The sequence below is a fragment of the Nonomuraea sp. NPDC023979 genome, assembly GCF_040639085.1.
GTDB lineage: Bacteria > Actinomycetota > Actinomycetes > Streptosporangiales > Streptosporangiaceae > Nonomuraea > Nonomuraea ceibae.
This window is the reverse complement of record NZ_JBEZZG010000009.1, coordinates 171,984-193,230: the sequence shown is the minus strand read 5'-3', so window position 1 is coordinate 193,230 and position 21,247 is coordinate 171,984. Positions and strand designations below refer to the sequence as shown.

Genomic DNA, 21,247 nt, shown 5'->3' with positions numbered 1-21,247 from the left:
CCTTGAAGGACAGAGGAATGTCCTGAATCGCGGCTGTCTGGTCGGCGCCCACCTCGTGCCGCGCAGGCACAGCTTCATCACAGCCTGGAAAGACCCCGTGGCGGCAGAGGAGACTGGAGGAAGCAAGAGGGGAGCTTTCCGCCCCCTCCTTCCTCTCCCCGGCGAGGTGCAACGGATGAACGACCAGGCGACGCCCGACTGGGCGATACGACTGCGCCAGGCAAGGCACGAAGCGTTGCTCAGCCAGAAAGCTCTTGTCCGGCTGATGCGGCAGGTCGCCGGGGAAGGGATGCCGTTGCCCAAGACGGCGAGCATCTGCCGGAACATCCGCTACTGGGAGGCTGGCACCCACAAGCCCAACGCCCTTGATCGGATGCTGCTGTCCAAGGCTCTAGGAGTGAGCGAGGCCGAGTTGTTCGGTGGTCAGGCCACGGAGCTCCTGCCGCCCAGGCGACATGACACGACGGTGGCGACGCCCATCGGCGGGCAGTACAGCGACGTTCTGGATCACCTGCGCGAACAGTGGCATCTGCTGGTGCAGCGCGACAACCTCCTCGGCCCCCGCCACACCATTCCAGCGGTTTGCGAGCAGATCGCCGTCCTTGAGCAGCTACTTGTCCCTGCTCGCGGAGACGACCGGGTAGACGTGCTTCGCCTGGCCGCTCGGTACGCGGAGTCGGCAGCCTGGCTGTTCGAGGACGCCGGGGATGCGGACCAGGCCGGGCACTGGACCGACCGGGCGGCCACCTGGGCCTACGAAGTGGGTGACAACCAATTGATCGCGTGGACGATGTTCCGCCGTAGTCAACAGGCGATGGGCAGCCGCCGAGCGGGCGACGTACTCGGCCTGGCCACCTCCGCACTGCGCCAAGGTGATCACCTGCCCTCGCCGATGCGTGCCGCTATCGTCCAGCAACAGGCCCAAGGGCACGCCCTCGATGGCGACGAACGGGCCTGTCAGCGGCTACTGGACGAGGCGCTCTCGCTGGCCTTGGCAGTGAACGACGCCGGTGACGCCCGCGGCGGTCACGGCTCGTTCTGTACCGCCGCCTACGTGCAGGCCCAGCGAGCCCGCTGCTGGCTGGAATTGAACCAGCCCAAACGCGCGGTCACCGCCTACGAGAGCGCACTTCCCGCCCTTCCCACGGTGTACCGGCGAGATCGAGGGATGGCCCTGGCAGGACTGGCCGAAGCCTACGCCGGTCAAGGCGAGCCGGAACACGCCGCCGCCACCGCGGTCGAGGCTCTGTCCATCGCCAGGGCAGCCGGATCAGTGAGGATCGTCAACGTGCTCACCGCGGTCGAGCGCAAGCTGAGCGTCCACCGTCGTCTTCCGTCGGTGGCCACGTTCAGACTGGCTCTCGCAGGCACGGCGGCCGGCTGATGGCCTCCCCCCTCGAACTCCAGGCCATGCGCCGAGCTATTGCCCTGTCCGCCCATGGCCTCGGCTCCACGAGCCCCAACCCTCCCGTCGGTTGCGTGATCCTCGACGCAGCCGGGCGACCGGTCGGCGAGGGGTATCACGCCCGCAAAGGCGAAGCCCACGCGGAGGGCAACGCGCTGTTGGCTGCCGGGCCTGCGGCGAAGGGCGGCACGGCTGTGGTCACGCTCGAACCCTGTAACCATGTCGGCCGAGCCCCCGCCTGCCGCCAGCTTCTCATCGACGCCGGTATATCGCGGGTGGTCGTCGCCCTGCTCGACCCGACCTCCAGAGGCGATGGCGGGGTGAACGATCTGCGTAAGGCCGGGGTGAGCGTGGAGACCGATGTCCTCGCCGATGAGGCCCTGCTCGCACTTGATCAGTGGAGAACCGCACTCCGTCAGGGGCGTCCCGTTCTCACTTGGGTCTACACGCAGACGTCCTCAGGGCTGACGGGAGCCCTCGATCACGTACCGGAATCCCGACACCTGCTTCTCACGGCCGACGCTGTCTTGCACGCCGATGGCCGACTGGAGGAGGCGGTACCCAATAGCCACGGGCCTGATGTGGTTCACCTCCCGTCCAACCCTCTACAGCTTGGGACTGACGAACTGTTGAAGGCGCTCTATTCCGGCGGCGTCCGACGGCTGTTGATCGACGGTGGTGAGGATCTGGCTGCGGCCTTTCTAGCGGACGCTCTCATCGGGCATATCGTGGCATATATCCCAGAACAGGGTCCGTCCGCTTCATCGCGAAGCGCGGGGCAGTTGGAGATGGTGCCGGTTGGGTTTCACCTCACTGACATATGCCGAGTTGCTGGACACATCGTGATTGGTGCCGCCAGGTGGCTTCATGGGACTCCCGGCCAGCCATAGCGATAACTAGCGTCAACTGCCACTGACGAGCAATGACGAGGGCGAGCCCTCCCTCGTCTTCAGCTCGACGCATTCGTTCCTCGCGCGACAGGACCCAGGGTCTGTCTCGTATTCCTCCACGGCGCGACTCTCGCCCCGCGCCATAGTAGCGACCGACCACTCTCACCCACAGATGCGAAGCCACCCCCATGGAGGCAGCTCTCGTCCTGATGCCAGTCTCGGGCGGGGCGCCCGGGTGGTTAGTCGTCTTTGTGGCAGGGGCCCTGGGTCAGGCAGGCAGGTCCCACCGCAGGTCATCACGGCCCTGCATCTCGAGCGACACCCACTGTCGGTCGGGCGTCACGGTGATGGTGAACGCGGACTGGCCGGGCTTCCCGGCTTCGAGCCACACGCTCAGCGCCCTCTCGGCGTCGTCCCACAGGCTGGCCGGCCCCTGCTGGTGGACGAGCCAGCGGCCCGCCTGGTCGGGCCTGACGTCGGCGTGGGAGCCGCTGCCGGGGTCATCCAGCGTCAGGATGTCGCCCGCCCACGCGTGCTGGGCCTGCGGAACGGCGAGCTGGGCCACGAACCGGGCGGTGTCGTCCTTCAACAGGGACGGGTCGGTGCGGGTGTAGCTTTTCGTGCCGACCCCGAGCTCGATCGACTCCAGCGGCGGGGCGGCATGGGTCCGGGCCGGCATGAACCACACCGTGTCCAGGAACCGGCCGGACGCGGTCCCGTCGTCGGCCACGTACAGGTGGGCGAACGCCGCTCCTTCGGTCCAGCCGAGCATCGGCGTGGTGATCGTCCCGCCGGGGCTAACCTGCAGCACCCACTCGGCCGGGATCACGCGCACGGCACAGGTCGCGATGAGCCGCCGGTACGGGGCGTTGGGGGCGTAGCCGTGCAGCCCGTCGCCCTGCACGAGGGTGGGCCTGTACCCGGCGAGCGCAAGCGCTGCCGCCGCCCTGTCGGCCACGTCGGGGTCGTACTCGACCGAGGTGACAGCGCTGGCGCCGAGCCGGTGACACAGGAGCGCGGTGGAGTAACCGGTGCCGGTGCCGATCTCCAGCACCGTGTCCCCCTCGGCGATCTCGGCCGCGTCCAGCATGCGCACCACGAGGCTGGGCAGCGTGGACAACGACGTCGGCCTCACCACGCCTTCCAAGCCGTGGGTGGCGTGCTCGGCCAGGACGCCGGACACCTGCGTCACCAGCGTCACGTCACGATAGACCTTCGCCAGCCACTCCTCCCGGCTGAACTCGCAGGCGCGCACGGGCGTCCAGCCGGCGACGGGGTCATGCTGATAGAAGGCGCCGCCCACGAACAGCTCGCGCGGTACCGCCTCCACCGCTGTGCGCCAGGCTGGAGAGCCGATCGCGTCGGCGAGCTCGCTCCGCGCCATGAGGGCCGGGTCGGTCATGTGGTTCATCCTTTCAGGAGGATGTCGGCGAACGCGGACGCTATCGCTGCCGCGTCGGGCAGCCACCCCCACTGCCCGTTCGGGTTGCATTCCATGAACGTCCAGTCGGCGTCGCCGCCGGCGGACTCGTTGAGGGAGAAATCGAAACAGCCGAAGGCCAGCCCGAAGATGTCCAGGTAGGCCCGTGCCGCGGCGTGGATGTGCGGCGGCACCGGGACGGGGGTGTGGTGGAGCTTCTCCCAGTCGCCGCGCCGCCAGTCGAGTTCCCCGCCCGGGGTGGTGATCGCCTGAGCGAACGCGTGGTTGCCGACCATCGTGAGGCGCACATCAGCGGTCTTGGGCACCTCGGCCTGGAACAGGTGCGCCGTCAGGGTGAGCGCGTCGTCGTCGATGTCGGCGGGGTCGATGCGCTGCGTCCAGATCGCCGCGACCTCGCCGCCGGGCGCGGGCGGGACACCCCGCAGCGACTTGTAGACGATCGGGGCGTGCTTGGCGGCGAACTCGCGCACGGCGGCGGCGTCGTTGGTGATCAGGGTGGCCGAAACGTCGAGGCCCGCGTCGGCCGCTGCCTGGAGCTGGGCGGGTTTCACCTCGGCCCGCTCATTGGCCGCGGGGTGGTTGACGTAGCGGCAGCCGGGCAGCGCGGCCAGCATCCCCTTCAGCCCGTGCCGCGCCTCCGCCTTGGCGAACTCGCGCGCCTGCACGTCCAGGTCGTCGAAGCGCCACAGCGAGGGCCGCCGGTAGTACACCGCCCGCACCTGCTCCAGCGCGATGTCCCGGCTGGGGTACGCAGGAGGCCGGACCAGCCGGGCAGATCGGCACCGGCCTGGGCGTGGAAGGTCAGGCCGGCGCCTATGTCCGCCGGATCCACCCGGGCGACCGGCGCGCCCCGCTCGTTCAGCGCGGCGATGACCAGGTTGGCCGTGGCGTCCTGCTCGGACGTGATCACCATGACGGTGCCCGGAGTGGATCGCATTGCGGCTAGGAGCTGTTTCTTAGATCTGCTGACCGTTCGTGGTTGAGACGTCACGATGGGCATATGGGTCGGGGTGACTTAACGAACGCGGAGTGGGAACGGCTCGAACCGCTGCTTCCCAAGGGCGGCGGGCGGGGCGGGCGGTGGAATGACCACCGAAGGACGATCAACGGCGTGCTGTATCGGGCCCGCACCGGCCTGCCCTGGCGTGACCTGCCCGAACGATTCGGCTCCTGGATCACGGTCTACAAACGGCACCGCCGCTGGTCGGCCGATGGCACCTGGCAGATGCTGCTGGCCGCGATCCAGGCCGAGCAAGACGCCGAGGGGCGGGTGGGCTGGGACATCTCCGTGGACTCCACCACGGTGCGGGCCCACCAGCACGCCGCCGGCGCGCCCCGCACACCGCCCCCGCCCGTGCGGGGACGGCAAAAGGGGGACACCGCCGGGACAAACCGGGGCGATCCGGTGCTGGCGACACTGGCCGCCCGGCTGGAGGAGGTGGTCAGACTGGGGAGTGCTTAGGCCGCTCCCGTGGCGGGTTCACCACCAAGATCCATCTATCGGCGGACGGCCGCTGCCGGGCACTGTCGCTGGTCCTGACACCGGGCCAGTACGGCGACAGCCCGCAGTTCCGGCGAGTGCTGGCCACCATCCGCATACCCCGGCTGGGACCGGGACGCCCACGCACCCGGCCTGACAGCCTGGCCGCGGACAAGGCGTACTCTTCCCGCGCCAACCGCTCCTACCTGCGCCGCCGCAAGATCCGCCACACCATCCCCGAGCCACGCGATCAACGCGCCCATCGCCGCCGACGAGGCTCAACCGGAGGACGGCCAACCGGTTTCAACGCCGAACGCTACAAAGCGCGCAACGTCGTCGAACGGGCGATCAACCGGCTGAAAAACTTCCGGGCCGTCGCCACCCGCTACGACAAACGCGCCTACATCTTCCTCGGCACCGTCACCCTGGCCGCCCTGGTCATCTGGCTCCGAACCTGATCCAAGAAACAGCTCCTAGTCCTTTTCCTGGTCGTTGGGCGAGTCGTCGGCCTGTTCGCTGCCCTTGCCGTCACCATCGGTGGGCTTCGACATGCTCACGGACACGTAGGTGCGGCTGGTGCCGTTCGTGATGTCGATCGGGTTGCCGTGCTCGTCGAGGAACACGGTGAGCTGGGTGTCGGGGTCGAGCTGGGTGGCCGCCCACGGCGGCGCGGATGCTGGGAGTTGCGGGGTGGCCCGGGTCAGGCCCCAGGGCTTCAGCAGAGTTGCCATGGTGTTGCCCCTTTCGGGTGACGGATTGTCGCTGCGTCGAGAGGTGAGCCAGCCTCCCTTTCGTGCGTGGCGGTCCGCGCCAGAGCCGCGTGCGGCAGCGCTACCTGGCGGCCACGTGCAGCAGCCAGGCATGCCCGGCCGATGCCGCTGCGGCGCGGGCCGGGCGGTGCTCTTGCGGCCCGTGCAGCGCCTTGTAGGTGCGGAAGAGGGTCCACAGGGCGGCGAGGCCCGCCACGGCGTCACGCGGCGCTTCGGACCAGCCGGGGATCGTGGTGAGCAGCTCGTCGACGCCGGCGGGGGTGTGGCCGGCCTGGACGAGGCGGGGCGCGAACAGGGCGCTTTCCACCCAGGCCGCGCCCCGGCATCCGAACGACCAGTCGAGCACGTTCACCCGGCCTCGGGAGACGAGCAGGTTGCCCGGGTTGAGGTCGTAGTGGATCAGCGTGTCCCCGTCGAGGTCGTCGTCGCAGAAGCGGCCGATCGCCGCCAGATACAGATCCAGGTCGTTGACCTGCTCGCTGTCGAGCAGGTGGCGGGCTTTGCGGTGGAGCGGCGCCAGGTTCCGGGCGATCGGCAGAGCGCCGCGCGGGCATGGGGTGAGCAGCCCCTGCATCAGAGCGAGCGTGTCCAGCACGGCGTGCAGGTCAGGGCTGCCAGGTGACAGGTCGGCGTGGCGGGCGTGGTCGTTGACGTACTCGAACACCATCAGGTGCCAGCCGTCGCCGTTGCTGTGCCACAGCAGGGCCGGAGAGGGCATCGTCGCCGGGAGGACGCGGTTGACCCACTCCTCCGCCCAGTTCAGCCGGACGGCTTCGTGGCTGGACCGGATCGCCTTCAGGAAGCGGCTGCTGCCGTCAAGGAGGTGCAGGCGGGCGGTCAGGCCCGGCATGAGACCGCTGCGGGCCGCCGGTTCGGTCTTCACCACCTGCCCGGTCCCCGCCTGGACGCGGTCGCGGACAGGCTCGGGCAGGTCTTCCCATGTGAGCCTGCTCATCGTAGGCTCCGTTCGGTTCATCGTCATGTGTTCCCCTTCTTCGGCCTCGGGCAGCGTCCGGGAGCGGGCTCCGGCTGGGAGCGGGCTCCGGCTGGGGCGGCTCGGCCGGGTCCGGCCCGCCCGGGCTGCCCTGGATGGTGTCGGGCTTCCTGCGCTTGGCCATGGGCTGGGCCAGGAACCACAGCGCAACGGCATTCACCAGGCTCACCTCCACGTCAGGGGCGGCCCGAACGGGTACTGGAGGGCCATCTCCAGCTCCGCCGCGGCGATGCTGTCCCAGACGCTGTCCAGACCGGTCTGGAAGCAGTAGCCGCCTCTTGGGGCGGGGCCGCGCCAGAAGAGGGTCAACGCCTGGCTGTAGGAGCCCCATACCGCCAACCACCGGCCGCCGGTGTGCTTCGCCACGTTGTCGGCGATCTGGCGGCCCACTTGATCGCCGTCAGAGCACGGCCACAGCCGCTCTGTGGCCGAAGCGTCCAGGTCCTCATACATCACATCTCCAGGGAAAACGCTCACGTGTTGGGCACCGGGTTCGGGTCGCCGCGGAGGAAGGGCGGCCCGAACCCGGCGGTGCCGGCGGATGTAGTCACCGGGCCGGCGTCGTGGCGCGGCAGGAGCGGCGTCGCGGGGGACGCTGGGGTGGGCTGCTGCCACGCCACGCTCATCACCTCGGCCCGGCCACGCCGGCGAGGAAGTAAGGGGCGGGCTCCACCATCGCGGTGGCGTAGTACGGATGCCACGTCTCGGTCGTCGTCAGGCCGGGAGGGTGCAGCGGCCCCCACGGAAGGAGCAGCTTCCCGATCCGCTGGCGCGTCCGCAGATACAGGGCCTGGCCGGTCGGCCGCTCGTACAGGGCGCGGGCAGCCTCGACCCAGTCGGGCGGGCAGGGCACGTCGCGGGTGGCATGCGTGGCCAGCAGCAGGCTGCCCGGCGCGAGGTGGTCGTGCAGGACGGTCAGCGCCTCCTCGGCCTGGCCGTCATCCAGGAAGTGCAGCACCGCCCCCATGACGACGATGACCGGACGGCTGAAGTCGACCAGACCCGCCTTCTCGACCTCCGCCAGGAGCCGGGAGGACTCGCGTAGGTCGGCCTCGACCATGGCCACGCCTTCCTCACGCAGCAGGGCGCGTCCGTCCACGCACACCTGCTCGTCGTGATCGACATACACGCACCGGGCGTCAGGGCGTGCCCGCTGCGCGACCTCGTGCACGTTGGGCGGCTGATCCGGCAGGCCGGCGCTGATGTCGAGGACCTGCGGCGACGAGTCCTGGTCGGTGAGCTCGACGGCGTAAGCGACCATGCGGCCCAGGCACTGGCGGTTCGACTGGGCGATCAACCGCCATTCGGGCAGAGCCTCGTCGAGGGCGGCTGCGGCATCAAGGTCGGCGGCGAAATGGTCCCTACCGGTGGGGCTGAGCGCGCTGTAGATGCGCGCTGGCGTCGAAGGGATGTTGCCTCCGGCGTCGGGGGTGCTGCTCGGTGATGTGGTCATGGGCGTTGGCCTCTAACGGATACGGGTCGCGGAGCCATGCGGTGGGGCTGTTGCTCCTGTGGCGGTGGAACTGCTGAAACCATTGAACGCTGCCCGCATGGGGACCGTCACGGGCAGTGATGTCCATATCCGTTGGACACCCCACGGCGGCTCCGACATGCGTGAATGCGCTACTTGGGCGGCGGATTTGGACACCCGGCCAAGATGTGCCCGATCACGGAGGGTGGGCCGCCGTTACTGTGGTTGTCTCGACAGCACTACCGCCAAGGGAGAACCTATGGCCGTAGACCCCAAGCCCGGGGCGCGCGCCGCGCGTGAAGCACTTCGGACGGAACTGTCCGTAGCTGGCTGCACCGCCGCACAGATCGTGGCCGAGATGCGTGCCTGCTGGGGGTTCCGCCCCCGCGAGGCGTGGCGCCACGCGCATGGCTGGAGTCTCCAGCAGACCGCAGATCGTCTGAACGAGGCCGCGGCCGCCCGCCGTGGCAGCGCGCTGGCCGCCGACGCCTCCCTCGTGGGCAAGTGGGAGAAGTGGCCGGGGCCATCCAGCCGCCGCCCGTCGCTGCAAGTTCTCACCCTCCTGGCCAAGGTGTACGGCTGCACGATCAGCGACCTGCTCGATCTGGACGACCGGCGCGCCCTCCCTGCCGAGGAACTGAAACTCCTCGCCACACCGGACGGGCCCGCCGACGCGGAGCCGTCCACGGCACCGGCATCGGTTCCGGAGCCCCCCGCCCTCACCGGCGTTGAGCTGGTGAAGGCGACCGCCGCCGAATCAGCGACGTGGGCGCAGTGGGCCGAGGCCACCAACATTGGCGACATCGCGCTCGAGCAACTCCACGCCGACACCCGCACGCTGGCGCAGCACTACATCACCCAAGACCCGCTGGAGGTGTTCCAGCGGGCGCGGGCCCTCCGCGACCGCGTCTTCGCGTTACTCGAAGGACATCAGCATCCTCGCCAGAGCACTGACCTGTACGCGGTCGCCGGCTACCTGTGCGCCTTGCTGGCCTGGATCAGCTCCGACGTGGGGCAGCTCCGGGACGCCGACACGCAGGGACGCACCGCATGGCTGTGCGCCGAGTTGGCCGGCCATGACGACCTGCGCGCGTGGGTGCTGTCCACCCGCAGCAAGATCGCGTTCTGGGACGGGCGGCTGCGCGACGCAATCAACCTCGCCCGCCGGGGCGCCACCTACCAGGCACGCGGCACGGTGTCCGTCCTGCTCGCCTGCCAGGAAGCGGACGCCTGGGCAACCCTCGGAGCGTTGGATGACGCACGCAATGCGCTGTCCCGCGCAGCGGCAGCCAGGGATGCGCTCTCAGACAGCGACGAGATCGGCGGCATCTTCTCCTGCACCGAGTTCCGGCACGCGAACTACGCCTCCGCCGTCCTGCTGCGCTCGGGCGCCGCCGACGAGGCGCTGGACGAAACCCATCGGGCCTTCTCCCACCAGCACCCGCACGAGGCGTACGGGACGCTCGCGCAAGTGCGGATCGTGCAGGCCGCCGCACACCTGACCCTCGGCGAGCCGGACGGGGCCCTGGCACCCCTGCGGGCGGTGCTGGCCCTCCCCTCGCACCAACGCCTGGATCCGGTGACACGCCGGGTGCGGGAGCTCGCCGCGGCAATGGCCCGATCCCCTCTGGCCACCAGCAGCCCCGCGCAGATCATCCAGGGGGAGATCGAGGACTGGGCTCTGCAAGCCGTCCCGCGCATGCTGGCCTGCTCTGAAAGCCCGCCCATCATCTGACGAGAATCTCAGCATAGGAGGCAGCGGATCGTGAGCGACGAACAGCAGATGGCCGACCACTGGTGGTGGCGGCCAGGCTGGGCGCTGGGACGGCGGTTCTACACGTGGCATCTCACCTTCGAAAACGCCCCAGAGGTGCACCGCCTGGCGCAGAGCTACCGGCAGGGTCTGACCCACGTTCCCGGCCTGGACCTGGTGCCCGATCCGTGGCTCCACCTGACGATGCAAGGTCTCGGCTTCGTCGACGAGGTCAGCGAGGAGGACGTCCAGGCCATCGTCAACGCTGCCCGCACCATGCTCGCGGGCATCGAGCCGTTCGAGTTGAAGCTGGACCGGCCGCGGATCACGCCCGAGGCGATCCGCTGGGAGGCGTCACCATCCGGCCCGGTGTCCGCCGTCCGCAACGCCGTGCGCAAGGCGATCGCCACCGTGTGGTCGACAGTGCCGGAACCGGCGCGCGGGTTCGCCGCCCACGTGAGCATCGCCTACAGCAACGCGAGCGGGCCTGTGGAGCCCGTGCAGGCGGCGCTGGACGCGGTGGACGAGGCGCCCGCCCTCGCGCCGGTGCGCAGCGCCGAACTGATCGTGCTCAACCGAGACCGGCGCATGTACGAGTGGGAGCCGTGCGAGACGGTGCCTCTGGCCGGACACGAGCACTGACGCGCGCGAGGGTCAGGTCCGCCGTCCCCACCAGGGCGGCGGTCCCAGCCCTCGTCTAGCCGCTCTACGAACAGATTTCGCTCCTGGTTGTGAACGCCTGACGACTGCGTTCGCCCAGGCTAGGGCCTGGGCTCCTAGGGTCATAAGTAGGAGACGAGGTGCCTAGGATCATAGGTTGTCGTGATCAACTTCGGCGCCGACCGGCCAGTGCACAAGCAACTGGCCGACATCACTCCGCGCCGACGTCGCCGCCAGCAGGCTGAAGCCCGGCGACGCGCTCCCCTCCGAATCCCCGATTGCAGCAGATCCACGGCCTGGGCCAGATCGCCGTACGGCAGGCGCTGCGGTTGCTGCGCGGTGAGGGGCTCATCGTGACCGTGACAGGGTCAGGCGCCACCGTGGCCGGCGGGCCGCGCGAGCTCTTCTCGGTGGAGCCCAGCTCCAGCGTGGTGTTGCGCATGCCATCCCCCGACGAGCGAGCATGCGCCGCTTCGCGGAACTGCGATGATCACGAACTTCCTGATGAAGCCCGCCGAACGACTCCAACCGCTCGGACGCCAGTCCCGCCTGCTCGACGCGCTCAACCCACCTTCGCCGGACGGCACCGTTCGCGGCCGCATCGGAGTCGACTTCGGATCCGTCAGCCTGTGCCACGTAGCGGCAAGCTTCACCGACGCGACAATCGAGTTCGCGATGGGCTTCGCAGTCTGGGACTTGGCGCCAGGGCACTACATCCTCGAAGCTGCGGGCGACGTGGTCCTCGGCCTCGAAAGCAACCCCTTACCACTGGATTAGCAGTTCGGCAGCATGGCCAACATCAACAAGGCCATGGACCGGCGGCAGTAGTTCTTTGCCGCCTCCAGCCACACCCTCGCACCCGACATCATTACCTCCATCGACGCCGCCTAGAGTGGAGAGGCCCTTCTACTGAAACCCAGCCACGCATCGGTGAGTTCGCGGCTGCTGAAGTCACTTTCCGTAGGGCCCAGCAGAGCTGGGCCGACCTGCTGGCCTTGTCACCACCGTCCTCGCCTCACGTGGCGAATGAGATATCGGCGTAGGCACAGTTTTCGGGCTCGGGGACATGCCCGAGGTCATGCTTGGAATTCCTGCGCCACGGCGTAGATCCGGCCCCGCTCGTCGAAGGAGACGGTGAAGGCTGGGAAGCCTCTCCTGACTCCTGCAGTGGCGCGGATGAACTCTTTCAGCTCCGACAGAGTGCGCATGTCGTAGCGATCGGACATGCCATCGCGAAGCGCATAGAACGTGAAGCCCGAGGATAGCTGGGCCTCTACCGGGGTGCCGACTGCGGCGGCGTACCAGTTACTGCCTCGAGCGGCGCTGACATGCCTGCCGTTCTCGTCCACCCACTGCCGCTTGGCTTCCTGAAAGCTCAGCGAGGAGGCATCGTCCGACAAGCTCAGCATGCCCAACTTCTCGACCTCGGCGAACGCCGGCTTCGCCGAAGCTACCGCAGCCTTGGCATACTCCGTCAAGTCCGCTGAACGCACGATCCGCTCGTAGACGGCCGACTTTCCGGGGCGGACCGACAGTGAGTAGAAGACCACGCGCGAGACGGGCAGCCACCACGCCTCCTGAATGAACGTCCAATCTTCTTCGTGGCATCCGACCTTCCACCGGCGGTGGGCCGCCTTGCGCCCGTCGGCAAGAGGTTCCAAGTCCGAGACGACCGTCTTTCCGCCGCTGGCTGTGGCGTATTCATCGTAGGCGAGCACGTCATGGGCCAACCGGGCGGAAAGCTCATTGGTGTCCACATCAGCGGAGGCGTACCTCGGATCGGCTGTGACACTGCCACCGGCCAGACAGGGCAGGATGGCGTTGCCCTGGGTCCACCCCTGGTCCGGGCCGTCGATACTAGCCACTGGCCAGGTAAGGGGCTCGGGCTGCAGTTCCAACACCAGCGAGTCCGGCCGACACGGCAGCCCCCATGGACCGCTGACCCCGTGGTCGTCAGGAGATTCGAGGCAGGCGAGCGTTTCCCCCACCTCGGTCAGCCGCCAGTCGCTCGGGAGGTCGAAGGTAATGCCCCGGAAGGCCGTAACCCTGAAGGAGGATAAGGGGGAGGGCGAAGGAGATCCAGCAGCAAGTACGGCCGTAGGGGTGGAGGGAGGGGTAACGGCAACCGCCGTCGCCGCTGGCATAGTCGTGGCGGGGGATGAACGTGAGGGCTGCGCTAACACTGGAGGCAGCAGCATCGCGGCGCCGGCTGCGATGCTCACACTGGCCACCACCGCTATGAGCGTCTTACTGCCCCGACGGGACTTATCCCCAGTCCGGTCGGCTTCGGGTTCGGCAGGTGCCGACCAGACGGACTCAATCGCGGTCGGCGCCGTCCAGGTACGAGTGAGCAGGGTGGTGATATCGCCGGCAGTTTCTGCGCCGCCGTCCGACGCCGGTTCATCGCCGTGTCGGCAGTAGCTGAGAGCTGCGGAAAGGACCTCACGCCCGACGGGACGCTCTGCCGGTTCCTTGGCCAGCGCACGGTCTACCAGTGCGCGCAACGGCTCGGGCACCGCCTCGGTCTTCACCGTCTCGCCGAGCACCCTGGTGGCGATCACCTCGGGCCGGCCTGTGCCGAAGGGTGGTGTTCCGGTCACGGCATAGACCATGACCAGGCCCCATCCGTAGATGTCAGCCTCCGGGCCAGCCTCGGCGCCGCGATACTCCTCCGGGCTGATCCAGCCGGGCGAGCCTAGCAGCATTCCGGTCCTGGTCATCGCTGTGCCATCCAGAGCTCGTGCGATGCCGAAGTCCACCACCCGCGGCCCCTGCGGCCCCAGGATGATGTTGGAGGGCTTGAGATCGCGGTGAACGACTCCAGTGACGTGGATGGCGCTCAGCGCCTCCGCCAGCCCGGCGGCCAAGCCGAACACACTGTCACCGGTCAGAACGCCCGTCTTATTGATGTGGGCTTCGAGGGTCGGTCCAGGAATGTATTCAGTCGCCAACCATGGCAGTGCGGCGTCCGGGTCAGCGTCCAGGACCTCGGCGACGCAGGTACTGCGGACTCGGCGCAGCACCGCGACCTCGCGGGCGAACCGCGTCCGGAACTCGTGATCGGAGGCGTAGGCGGGGTGAATGAGCTTGACGGCCACCCTCGCGCCTGAGGTGTCGAGGGCAGCAAGAACAACGCCCATGCCACCCGCGCCGAGGCGTCCCACTACTCGATACGGCCCCACCCGACGCGGGTCTACCGGATGGAGCGGAGCAGGCGCCACTCCATGAGCATCGTGAACCATTTGTGCACCTTAGAATTTGGCAGCACCAATCAAAGATCAAAAGGATGTAGGTGATGCTAGGGATTGAAGCGTTCCAAGTCCATCGGTGTCTGGACGCGAGAGCTGGTGCACGCCAGCGTTTCGTTTCCTGGCAGCGCCGGGGTGCGCCTGGAGGTTGCTCAAGCTGTTGTTCGCGCTGCTCTACCAGCGATTTCACTTCCTGCGCAAGGATGCGGGACTACAGCTGCGCATCGAGCGCCCGGTCGCAGACCTGTCGGACGGCATCGTCGCCGACGGTCTGGCCAGTCGTCGGGGCCAGCGGCGTCTATAAGCCGAAGCATTCGGCGGCCCTGGCGGGATGGCCATCGCTCAAGGCGTGTTCTGCGCCGACAGCCGCGCCGCCCTGGCCCCAGCCCAGACCCATTCGAGATCGCGGCGACATCTGGGCGAAGCTCGCCGCTCAGGGCCACTTTTCACTCCGTCCACCGGCCCCACGCGTGAGTTGGTAGTCGCGGCCATGCGTCCTGCTAAACGCCGACGCCACCCAGCGGCAGGACGCCGAGCCCGGCTGGGCCGAGCGGGTCACCGCGTTCGAGCAAACAGCACACCAGCTCAGACGGCCGGCCACCGATGGGCGGCTGACCGCGGCCTACGCGCGGTCCTCACCCATCACGCAATCTTCGCCTTCAACCATTCCGGCGTGTCCGCCGGCGATAAGGCGCGACGACGAAGCGGCCGAGGTGTCTACCCGCCAGCCCGCTTCCGGTAGCTCCAGGACAGGTTTTCCTGAACCAGGCGCAGATGATCCTGTGGATGGAGCGGATCATGCGCAGAGGCCCACGCCGCTTCGGCCGAGAGGTACGGGCGTGCCGCCTCTTTATGACCTCGCGGTGCCAGCGCAGGGGAGTCCGCGCGGACGACAAGCCGCAAGCGACGCAAGAACCGCCCGCGGCAATGAGGCCAGAAGGGCGGTACGGCCTCCATAGATCGCAGCGGTTCAGGAGGAACCAGAGGGATACCTCATGGCCCTGAGCCTGGCCCGCCTGCCCCCTTGTCGATTGCGGCCTCGTAGAACGCGTCGGCGAGCGCCACGATGATCCCTTTGATCGCTGGCCCGTCGGTGAAGAAGTAGTCAGCCATGGTGTTGTGCGCCTCCTGGTTGTCGGCGACGACCTCGGTGACGGCGGACTGGAAGTCCTGTGACTCCATGAACTGCTTCTTCGAGTTCACCCGGGTCTGCTGGACCAGGTCCGGGTTGTCGAGCAGCCGGTGTACGAGCCCCTGCACGAACTCCCGGATCTGGGACTCGGCGAACGACTCAGCGCCGAAGAGGTCGTTCATCTTGTCGATGACGAGCTGGAGCGCGACGTACTTCGGCTCCTTCTTGGCCCCGGTCCCCGCTGCGCTGATCCCCTTCAACTGACCGTCTCCGGTCAGCGAGATGTCAACCGCGGTCTTCTTGGTGTGCTTCACCCCGACCAGGACCACGTCCGAAAGGTCGACCTCGGCGCTCCACGAGGACTCGGCGATGACCTTCTCCAGCAGCCGGAGGAAGATCGAGAGCATCTCCAGGTACGGGTCGCCGTAGTCGACGATCTGGCTCATGAAGTCATAGAGCCGCACGTAGGTGGAGACGTCCTTGCGGAAGAGGTCGAGGGTGTTGAGCGTGACCTTGTCCCCGGCCTCGATCGCCGCCGCGTAGCGACGCCGGAAGTCATGCTGGGCCGGGCTGATCGCCGCCGAGAGCGCGTTGTTGCCCTTGCGGGTGACCCACAGGTCGGCGACCTGGCGGACCTGCTCCTCGGTGTAGATCCCCGGCTGAGCGAGCTTATCGGCCAGGTGGATGACGACGTACGGGTTGGTCTCGGTCTCGAGGGTGGCGTTGGTGAAGTACGGCTCGAAGGCGGCCCTGATGTCGTCAGGCTTGTTGGCGAAGTCGATGACGAACGTCTTGGCCTTCTGCTCCCCGCCGGCGGTGCGGTGGGTGCGGTTGAGTCGGGAGAGCGTCTGCACGGCGGTGACCCCGGAGAGCTTCCTGTCGACGTACATCGCCGAAAGCAGCGGCTGGTCAAAGCCGGTCTGGAACTTATTGGCAACCACCATGATCTTGTACGTCTCGCCCTTGAACGCCGCAGCCAGGTCGGCGCCCGCTCCGGGATTCATCTTGGCCTCGGTGAACTCGTCGTCCTTCGACGGCGCCGGCCCCCAGTCCTGGCTCCACTCGTCGTTCTCGGCCATCGACACCGATCCGGAGAAGGCCACTAAAGCCCGGTAATCGTAGGACGCGTCCACGGCGGCCCGCTTGGCGATGTAGGTGTCGATCGCTTTCCTGTACTTCACCGCGGCCTTGCGCGAGTCGGTGACGACCATCGCCTTCGCCTTGCCCTCCAGCAGGTGGGCCACGTTGGCGTGGAAGTGCTCGACGATGATCTGCACCTTCTGGCTGATGTTGGTCGGGTGCAGCTGAACCCACCGCATCAGCCCCTTACGCGCCGCCGACTCCTCGACCTCGCCACCATCGCCGCTCTCGGCCTTGCCGGCGATCTTCAACGCGGTGTCGTAGGACTGGTAGCCCTTGAGCACGTCGAGGATGTAGCCCTCCTCGATCGCCTGCTTCATCGAATACAGGTGGAACTCGTGCGGCTTGCCGTCCGGCCCCTTGCGGCCGAACAGCTCCATGGTCTTGTTCTTCGGCGTCGCGGTGAAGGCGAAGTAGGAGATGTTCTCCGACCCGGCACGCTCGGCCATCTCCGAAGCCAAGATCGCCTCGACGTCGACCGAACCGCCGTCCTCGATCTCCTTGATCTCCTCGGCGGTCAAGACCTTCCTCAGCTTCGAGGAGATCTGCCCCGACTGCGAGGAGTGCGCCTCATCCGCGATGACGGCGAACCGCTTGCCCTTCAGGCCGGAGTCGGCCCGGATCTCATCGAGCGCGTACGGGAAGGTCTGCACCGTCACCGCGATGATCAGCTCGCCGTTCTTCAGCGCCTGAGCCAGCAGACCGGACTTCGACTTCGCACCGGCCTTGCGCACATCCTCGGGGCTGATCGTCGCGACGATCTTCCCCGTGCCGTCGATCTGCCGGATCGCGTCCTGAAGCTGCCCGTCGAGCACCGTGCGATCGACGACCACGATGACCGAATCGAAGACCTTCTCATCATCGACGTGCAGCCGGGCGAGACGGTGCGCCGTCCAGGCGATCGTGTTCGTCTTCCCCGACCCGGCGGAGTGCTCGATCAGGTAACGCCGGCCGACACCCTCCTCGGCCACGGCGGCCACGATGTTCGTGACCGCCTCCCACTGGTGGAACCGGGGGAACAGCATGCTCGTCCGGCGCACCGACGTGCCGGCCGCGACGTCCCACTCCTCCTTGGTCTCCACGATCATCAGCCGGCCGATGATGTTGAGCCAGGCGTGCTTCTCCCAGACCCGCCCCCACAAGTACGCCGTCGCCGACCGCCCATCCGCACCAGGCGGGTTCCCGGCACCGTCGTCGAAGCCGGTGTCGAACGGCAGGAAGTGCGTCTTCTCGCCCTCCAGCCGAGTCGTCATCGCGGCCCGGTCGTTGGAGACCGCGAAGTGGACCAGCGCGCGGTGCCCGAACGACAGCAGCGGCTCGCGCCTGCCGTTGGTCAGCGGGTTACGGTGCTTCTGGTACTGCTGGATCGCCTCGTTCAGCGACTGGGTGAAGTCGGTCTTCAACTCCACTGTCGCAACCGGGAGCCCGTTGACGAAGAACACCAGGTCGATGCTGCGCTGATCGGCGGTCGAGAAATGCACCTGCCGCATCACCCGCACGCGCATCGCCGCATACTCGGCGTTCGTCGTCTCGTTCAGCGACGTCTCGGGCCGGAACTGCGCCATCTTCAACCGGCCGCCGCCGATGTACTGCACCCCGGTACGCAGGATGTTCAACATCCCGCCGCCGTGCTCCAGCGGCTTGTCCAGCGCCGTGGTCAGCACGTCGAGGAACTTCGCCTGCGACCCGGCCGCCTTCAACGCCTTCTCGTACGCCGGCTTCTGGGTCGTTTCCAGCCAGGCGAACAGGTCCTCGGGGAACAGCGCCCGCTCACGGTCATAGCCGGTGTCGTTGACCGAGTACAGCCACCCGTGGGCCGCGAGGTGCTCGCAGATCTCGGCCTCGAAGACGACCTCCTTGTGGTCAGCCATCACGCCGCCTCTCGTACGTCGATCTGGCCCGTCACAGCGGCCGTGATCAGCGCGGCCCGGCGCTCGCGAGCGAGCTCGATCAGCCGCTGCGCCTCTGCGATGAGCGCGTCGGTCTTCGCGATCTGCTCATCCAGGTGCTGCGCGATGCGGCGCTGCTCTACGACTGAGGGCAGCGGTAGCACGATCCTTGAGATCGTCGTCTGATTCAGCCCAGCCACCGTCGACCCTACCGACCACTGCTCAAGCTGGCTGTGCGACTCCGGCGATTGAAAGAACCACCACAGGTAAGACGGATCAACGTCCTCACTTGGACGCAGCAGCATCGAGTCCGATCCGCAGATGTAGCCAGCTTCGGCCTCGGAGACGAGGGCAGACTTGTCGACTTCGCCCTTTCTCCCAAGAACGATGTCTCCAACTTCCAACTGGTGCCGTCTAAGTTCGGCTGCCTTTTCTGGAGTCACGGAAATCATCGCGTCCGGGGTGATTACACCATGTTTTATGTGAGTCGGGTTCACCACTGGAACGCCGTCTTCGACATATTCCTCGGCGGAAAGTTGGGTTCCAAACGGCCCTGTCTGAGCGAATCGGATTGCGTACCGGAGTCGTCCAGTTGTGGGCGCATCGAACTCTCCCGCGATCACGGCTGCGCGCCGCTCGCGGAGCATCTCGATCAGGCGCTGCTGCTCCTCGACAAGCGTGTCGATACGGGCGGTCTCGCGGTCGAGGTAGTCGGCGATGGCGCGCTGCTCCTCAATTGGTGGAAGGAGAACAGGCATCACTCGGTAGAGATCGTTGTCGATCTCCGCCTGGCCGATCCTTACGCCCCGAGACTGCAACGCGTAGCCGGCAGCATAGGTAGAGCTCCGGAAGAGCCAGTTCAGGTAGCGAGAGTCTGCATCGTGTCGAGGGGCGAAGCAGATGTAGTGCCCCGAAACGATCCCTCGCAGGCCGGAGATGCCGACTGATCCTTGCCATGCCTTCATCCGGTTTGTGACCAGCCACCCAGGGTGGACGAGCTGGTAGATGTTCCGGTTCTCGGCGGTCTTGTTGATGTTGTCGCGCGAGTCCTTCGCAACGACACCGTAGTCGCGGAACACCGAGAGCATCTGTTCGTCGGGGTGCCCAACGTCCTTGATCCGCTCGAACATCGACCAAAGTGGCCTCGTCGTCCAGCCTGCTGGAACATCGCCAAGCCACGGCACGCCCGAGTCGACGTACTCGGTGTATCGCTTGCTCATCCCTCAACCTCCCGCAAGAGGTCAAGGATCTTGGCGATCTGCTTCTCCAGGTCGGCGTCGATCTCGGCGAGCGGTCGGGGCGGGACGTACTTGTAGAAGTGGCGGGTGAAGGGGATCTCGTAGCCGACCTTGATCTTGGCCCAGTCGATCCAGGCGTCGGGCACGTGCGGCTTCACCTCGGTGTCGAAGTACGTCTGAATGACCTCGACCTTGCCTGCCGCACCGGCCGTCGAGCCGCCGTAAGTGAACGGCACGTTCTCGGTGTCGCGCTTCTTGGAGTCGGGCTTCGGGTTGCCCTTGCGGTCGACGACGGGCTTGCCATCCTCGTCCAGCAAGGGGCGCTCGACGGTGATGGTCCAGTAGCCGAACTCGTCGTTACGCAGCACCTTGGAGAAGTCGGGGTCGGCGTCGGCGAAGTCGGCGTACAGCCGGAGAACCTTGGCGCGGTCGGTGTCGCTGATCTCGCGGCCCTTGCTGCCGAGGTTCTTGCGCATCTTGGTCCAGAACGACGTGCCGTCGATGAGCTGGACCAGGCCCTTGCGGTCGGGGTGCTTGGTGTTGTCGAGAATCCAGATGTAGGTGGCGATGCCGGTGTTGAAGAACATGTTGGTCGGCAGCGCGATGATCGCGTCGACCAGGTCGTTCTCCAGCAGCCACCTGCGGATGTTCGACGGGCCGGACTCGGCGGCGCCGTTGAAGAGCGGCGAGCCGTTCATGACGATCCCGGCCCGGCCGCCGCCGTCCTCGGGGGCACGCATCTTGTGCGCCAGGTGCAGCAGGAACAGCATCTGCCCGTCCGAGGTGGCGGGCAGGCCCGGCGCGAACCGGCCGTACGGGCCAGCCTCGTCGCGCTCCTTGGTGACCGCCTTGGCATACTGCTTCCAGTCGACGCCGTACGGCGGATTGGACATGCAGAAGTCGAACTTGCGGTCCTTGAAGGCGTCGTCGGTGAGCGTGTTGCCGAAGGCAATGTTGGACGCGTCGTGGCCCTTGGCGAGCAGGTCGGACTTGCAGATCGCGTACGACTGCGGGTTGTACTCCTGGCCGTACAGGCTCAGCCGGGCATCCGGGTTCTGCTTGAGCAGATGCTCCTCGGCCAGGGCGAGCATGCCGCCGGTGCCGGCGGTGGGGTCGTACAGCGATCGGACGATGCCCTCCTCACCCAGCGCGGCGTCCTTCTCGGCGAAGAGCAGGTCGACCAGCAGCCGGATCGCGTCACGCGGCGTGTAGTGGTCACCGGAGGTCTCGTTCGCGGCCTCGTTGAACTTGCGAATGATGTACTCGAACGCGTCCCCCATGTCGGCGTTGGACACGACATCAGGGTGCAGGTCGACGGCAGCGAAGGACTTCACGACCTCGCGCAGGAGGCCGGCCTTCTCCAGGGCGATGATCTCCTTCTTGAAGTCGAAGTACTCGAACACATCGACATCGGCGGAGAACCGGTCGATGTAGTCGACCAGGTTGTCCTCAAGCCCGTCCGCGTCCTGCAACAGGTTGGCGAAGCCGTACTTCGAGGTGCTGTAGAACGGCCGGCCGGTGGCCTTCTTGACCTCCATCCGGAGCCGGTTCGGGTTCTCGTATTTCGCGGCCAGGTCCCGGACGGCCTCGCGGTCCGGCTCCAGAATGCAGTCCAGGCGCCGAAGGATCGTGAACGGGAGGATCACGTTCCCGTACTGGTTGGGGCGGTAGGGACCCCGAAGCTGGTCGGCGATCGACCAGATGAAACTACCGAGCGTGCTCACAAGGCTCCTCAC

At 67.3% G+C, this 21,247-nt stretch carries 17 protein-coding genes and 2 pseudogenes; 7 read left to right on the top strand and 12 right to left on the bottom strand.

Annotated elements, in window-relative coordinates; translation table 11 throughout:
* Positions 1-175 precede the first annotated feature (175 nt).
* Together AB0G11_RS19000 and ribD are read left to right on the top strand one after the other, a co-directional pair.
* Positions 176-1,384 carry a hypothetical protein gene (locus tag AB0G11_RS19000; RefSeq protein ID WP_357587040.1) on the top strand — a complete coding sequence of 403 codons (1,209 nt, stop codon included), beginning with the start codon at positions 176-178 and terminating at the stop codon, positions 1,382-1,384.
* Positions 1,384-2,295 carry a bifunctional diaminohydroxyphosphoribosylaminopyrimidine deaminase/5-amino-6-(5-phosphoribosylamino)uracil reductase RibD gene (ribD, locus tag AB0G11_RS18995; RefSeq protein ID WP_357587038.1) on the top strand — a complete coding sequence of 304 codons (912 nt, stop codon included), beginning with the start codon at positions 1,384-1,386 and terminating at the stop codon, positions 2,293-2,295. The genes AB0G11_RS19000 and ribD overlap by 1 nt, the downstream gene beginning before the upstream one ends.
* Positions 2,296-2,563: 268 nt before the next feature.
* Here the strand turns inward: ribD and tgmC are convergent, their stop codons facing one another.
* Together tgmC and AB0G11_RS18985 are read right to left on the bottom strand one after the other, a co-directional pair.
* On the bottom strand, positions 2,564-3,697 hold the full coding sequence (tgmC, locus tag AB0G11_RS18990) for an ATP-grasp peptide maturase system methyltransferase (RefSeq protein ID WP_357587036.1): 1,134 nt from the start codon (positions 3,695-3,697) through the stop codon (positions 2,564-2,566).
* A 5-nt stretch (positions 3,698-3,702) separates the two neighbouring features.
* Positions 3,703-4,446 (bottom strand): hypothetical protein, encoded by a 744-nt coding sequence (locus tag AB0G11_RS18985; RefSeq protein WP_357587034.1) that lies wholly within the window; start codon positions 4,444-4,446, stop codon positions 3,703-3,705.
* A 290-nt stretch (positions 4,447-4,736) separates the two neighbouring features.
* On the opposite strand from AB0G11_RS18985, the pseudogene AB0G11_RS18980 reads away from it, so the two are divergent.
* Positions 4,737-5,674, top strand: a pseudogene (locus AB0G11_RS18980) (IS5 family transposase).
* A 15-nt stretch (positions 5,675-5,689) separates the two neighbouring features.
* Here the strand turns inward: AB0G11_RS18980 and tgmA are convergent.
* From tgmA to AB0G11_RS18955, 5 genes are all read right to left on the bottom strand, one after another.
* On the bottom strand, positions 5,690-5,947 hold the full coding sequence (gene tgmA, locus AB0G11_RS18975) for a putative ATP-grasp-modified RiPP (RefSeq protein ID WP_357587032.1): 258 nt from the start codon (positions 5,945-5,947) through the stop codon (positions 5,690-5,692).
* Between the two features lie 100 nt (positions 5,948-6,047).
* On the bottom strand, positions 6,048-6,941 hold the full coding sequence (locus AB0G11_RS18970) for a phosphotransferase (RefSeq protein ID WP_357587030.1): 894 nt from the start codon (positions 6,939-6,941) through the stop codon (positions 6,048-6,050).
* Between the two features lie 204 nt (positions 6,942-7,145).
* Positions 7,146-7,433 (bottom strand): hypothetical protein, encoded by a 288-nt coding sequence (locus AB0G11_RS18965; RefSeq protein WP_357587028.1) that lies wholly within the window; start codon positions 7,431-7,433, stop codon positions 7,146-7,148.
* A 20-nt stretch (positions 7,434-7,453) separates the two neighbouring features.
* Positions 7,454-7,600: a hypothetical protein gene (locus AB0G11_RS18960; protein ID WP_357587026.1), complete on the bottom strand. Its 147-nt coding sequence runs from the start codon at positions 7,598-7,600 to the stop codon at positions 7,454-7,456.
* Positions 7,601-7,605: 5 nt separating this feature from the next.
* Positions 7,606-8,433 (bottom strand): SAM-dependent methyltransferase, encoded by an 828-nt coding sequence (locus AB0G11_RS18955; RefSeq protein ID WP_357587024.1) that lies wholly within the window; start codon positions 8,431-8,433, stop codon positions 7,606-7,608.
* 277 nt (positions 8,434-8,710) lie between these two features.
* Between AB0G11_RS18955 and AB0G11_RS18950 the strand changes: the two genes are divergently transcribed.
* Positions 8,711-10,186, top strand: coding sequence for a helix-turn-helix transcriptional regulator (locus AB0G11_RS18950; RefSeq protein ID WP_357587022.1), 1,476 nt, complete (start codon positions 8,711-8,713; stop codon positions 10,184-10,186).
* Positions 10,187-10,216: 30 nt separating this feature from the next.
* Positions 10,217-10,846, top strand: a complete 630-nt coding sequence (locus AB0G11_RS18945) for a 2'-5' RNA ligase family protein (RefSeq protein WP_357587020.1) — start codon at positions 10,217-10,219, stop codon at positions 10,844-10,846.
* 229 nt (positions 10,847-11,075) lie between these two features.
* Here the strand turns inward: AB0G11_RS18945 and AB0G11_RS18940 are convergent, their stop codons facing one another.
* The gene (locus tag AB0G11_RS18940; protein ID WP_357587018.1) at positions 11,076-11,306 is read right to left on the bottom strand and encodes a hypothetical protein; all 231 of its coding nucleotides are present in this window, start codon (positions 11,304-11,306) and stop codon (positions 11,076-11,078) included.
* Between the two features lie 41 nt (positions 11,307-11,347).
* Here AB0G11_RS18940 and AB0G11_RS18935 point away from each other — a divergent pair.
* A pseudogene (locus AB0G11_RS18935) lies at positions 11,348-11,641 on the top strand (inositol monophosphatase family protein); the annotation flags it as partial.
* 299 nt (positions 11,642-11,940) lie between these two features.
* Here the strand turns inward: AB0G11_RS18935 and AB0G11_RS18930 are convergent.
* Positions 11,941-14,106, bottom strand: coding sequence for a serine/threonine-protein kinase (locus tag AB0G11_RS18930; protein WP_357587016.1), 2,166 nt, complete (start codon positions 14,104-14,106; stop codon positions 11,941-11,943).
* Between the two features lie 154 nt (positions 14,107-14,260).
* On the opposite strand from AB0G11_RS18930, the gene AB0G11_RS18925 reads away from it, so the two are divergent.
* Complete coding sequence (locus tag AB0G11_RS18925; RefSeq protein WP_357587014.1) at positions 14,261-14,416, top strand: hypothetical protein; 156 nt, start codon at positions 14,261-14,263, stop codon at positions 14,414-14,416.
* A 689-nt stretch (positions 14,417-15,105) separates the two neighbouring features.
* On the opposite strand, the gene AB0G11_RS18920 is transcribed toward AB0G11_RS18925, so the two are convergent.
* Genes AB0G11_RS18920 through AB0G11_RS18910 form a run of 3 tightly spaced genes read right to left on the bottom strand, consistent with a single transcriptional unit; the run spans position 15,106 to position 21,235 of the window.
* Complete coding sequence (locus AB0G11_RS18920; protein ID WP_357587013.1) at positions 15,106-18,255, bottom strand: DEAD/DEAH box helicase family protein; 3,150 nt, start codon at positions 18,253-18,255, stop codon at positions 15,106-15,108.
* Positions 18,255-19,493, bottom strand: a complete 1,239-nt coding sequence (locus AB0G11_RS18915) for a restriction endonuclease subunit S (protein WP_357587011.1) — start codon at positions 19,491-19,493, stop codon at positions 18,255-18,257. Before AB0G11_RS18915 ends, AB0G11_RS18920 begins: the two co-directional genes overlap by 1 nt.
* Positions 19,490-21,235, bottom strand: a complete 1,746-nt coding sequence (locus tag AB0G11_RS18910) for a class I SAM-dependent DNA methyltransferase (RefSeq protein WP_357587008.1) — start codon at positions 21,233-21,235, stop codon at positions 19,490-19,492. The genes AB0G11_RS18915 and AB0G11_RS18910 overlap by 4 nt, the downstream gene beginning before the upstream one ends.
* Between the last annotated feature and the right edge of the window lie 12 nt (positions 21,236-21,247).

Bases quoted from the DNA above. Each gene is read 5' to 3' on its own strand.
- AB0G11_RS18930 (WP_357587016.1), bottom strand. From the start codon at position 14,106: ATGGTTCACGATGCTCATGGAGTGGCGCCTGCTCCGCTCCATCCGGTA.
- tgmA (WP_357587032.1), bottom strand. From the start codon at position 5,947: ATGGCAACTCTGCTGAAGCCCTGGGGCCTGACCCGGGCCACCCCGCAA.
- ribD (WP_357587038.1), top strand. From the start codon at position 1,384: ATGGCCTCCCCCCTCGAACTCCAGGCCATGCGCCGAGCTATTGCCCTG.
- AB0G11_RS18955 (WP_357587024.1), bottom strand. From the start codon at position 8,433: ATGACCACATCACCGAGCAGCACCCCCGACGCCGGAGGCAACATCCCT.
- AB0G11_RS18970 (WP_357587030.1), bottom strand. From the start codon at position 6,941: ATGAGCAGGCTCACATGGGAAGACCTGCCCGAGCCTGTCCGCGACCGC.
- AB0G11_RS19000 (WP_357587040.1), top strand. From the start codon at position 176: ATGAACGACCAGGCGACGCCCGACTGGGCGATACGACTGCGCCAGGCA.
- AB0G11_RS18915 (WP_357587011.1), bottom strand. From the start codon at position 19,493: ATGAGCAAGCGATACACCGAGTACGTCGACTCGGGCGTGCCGTGGCTT.
- AB0G11_RS18950 (WP_357587022.1), top strand. From the start codon at position 8,711: ATGGCCGTAGACCCCAAGCCCGGGGCGCGCGCCGCGCGTGAAGCACTT.
- AB0G11_RS18940 (WP_357587018.1), bottom strand. From the start codon at position 11,306: ATGCGCAACACCACGCTGGAGCTGGGCTCCACCGAGAAGAGCTCGCGC.
- tgmC (WP_357587036.1), bottom strand. From the start codon at position 3,697: ATGACCGACCCGGCCCTCATGGCGCGGAGCGAGCTCGCCGACGCGATC.
- AB0G11_RS18965 (WP_357587028.1), bottom strand. From the start codon at position 7,433: ATGTATGAGGACCTGGACGCTTCGGCCACAGAGCGGCTGTGGCCGTGC.
- AB0G11_RS18920 (WP_357587013.1), bottom strand. From the start codon at position 18,255: ATGGCTGACCACAAGGAGGTCGTCTTCGAGGCCGAGATCTGCGAGCAC.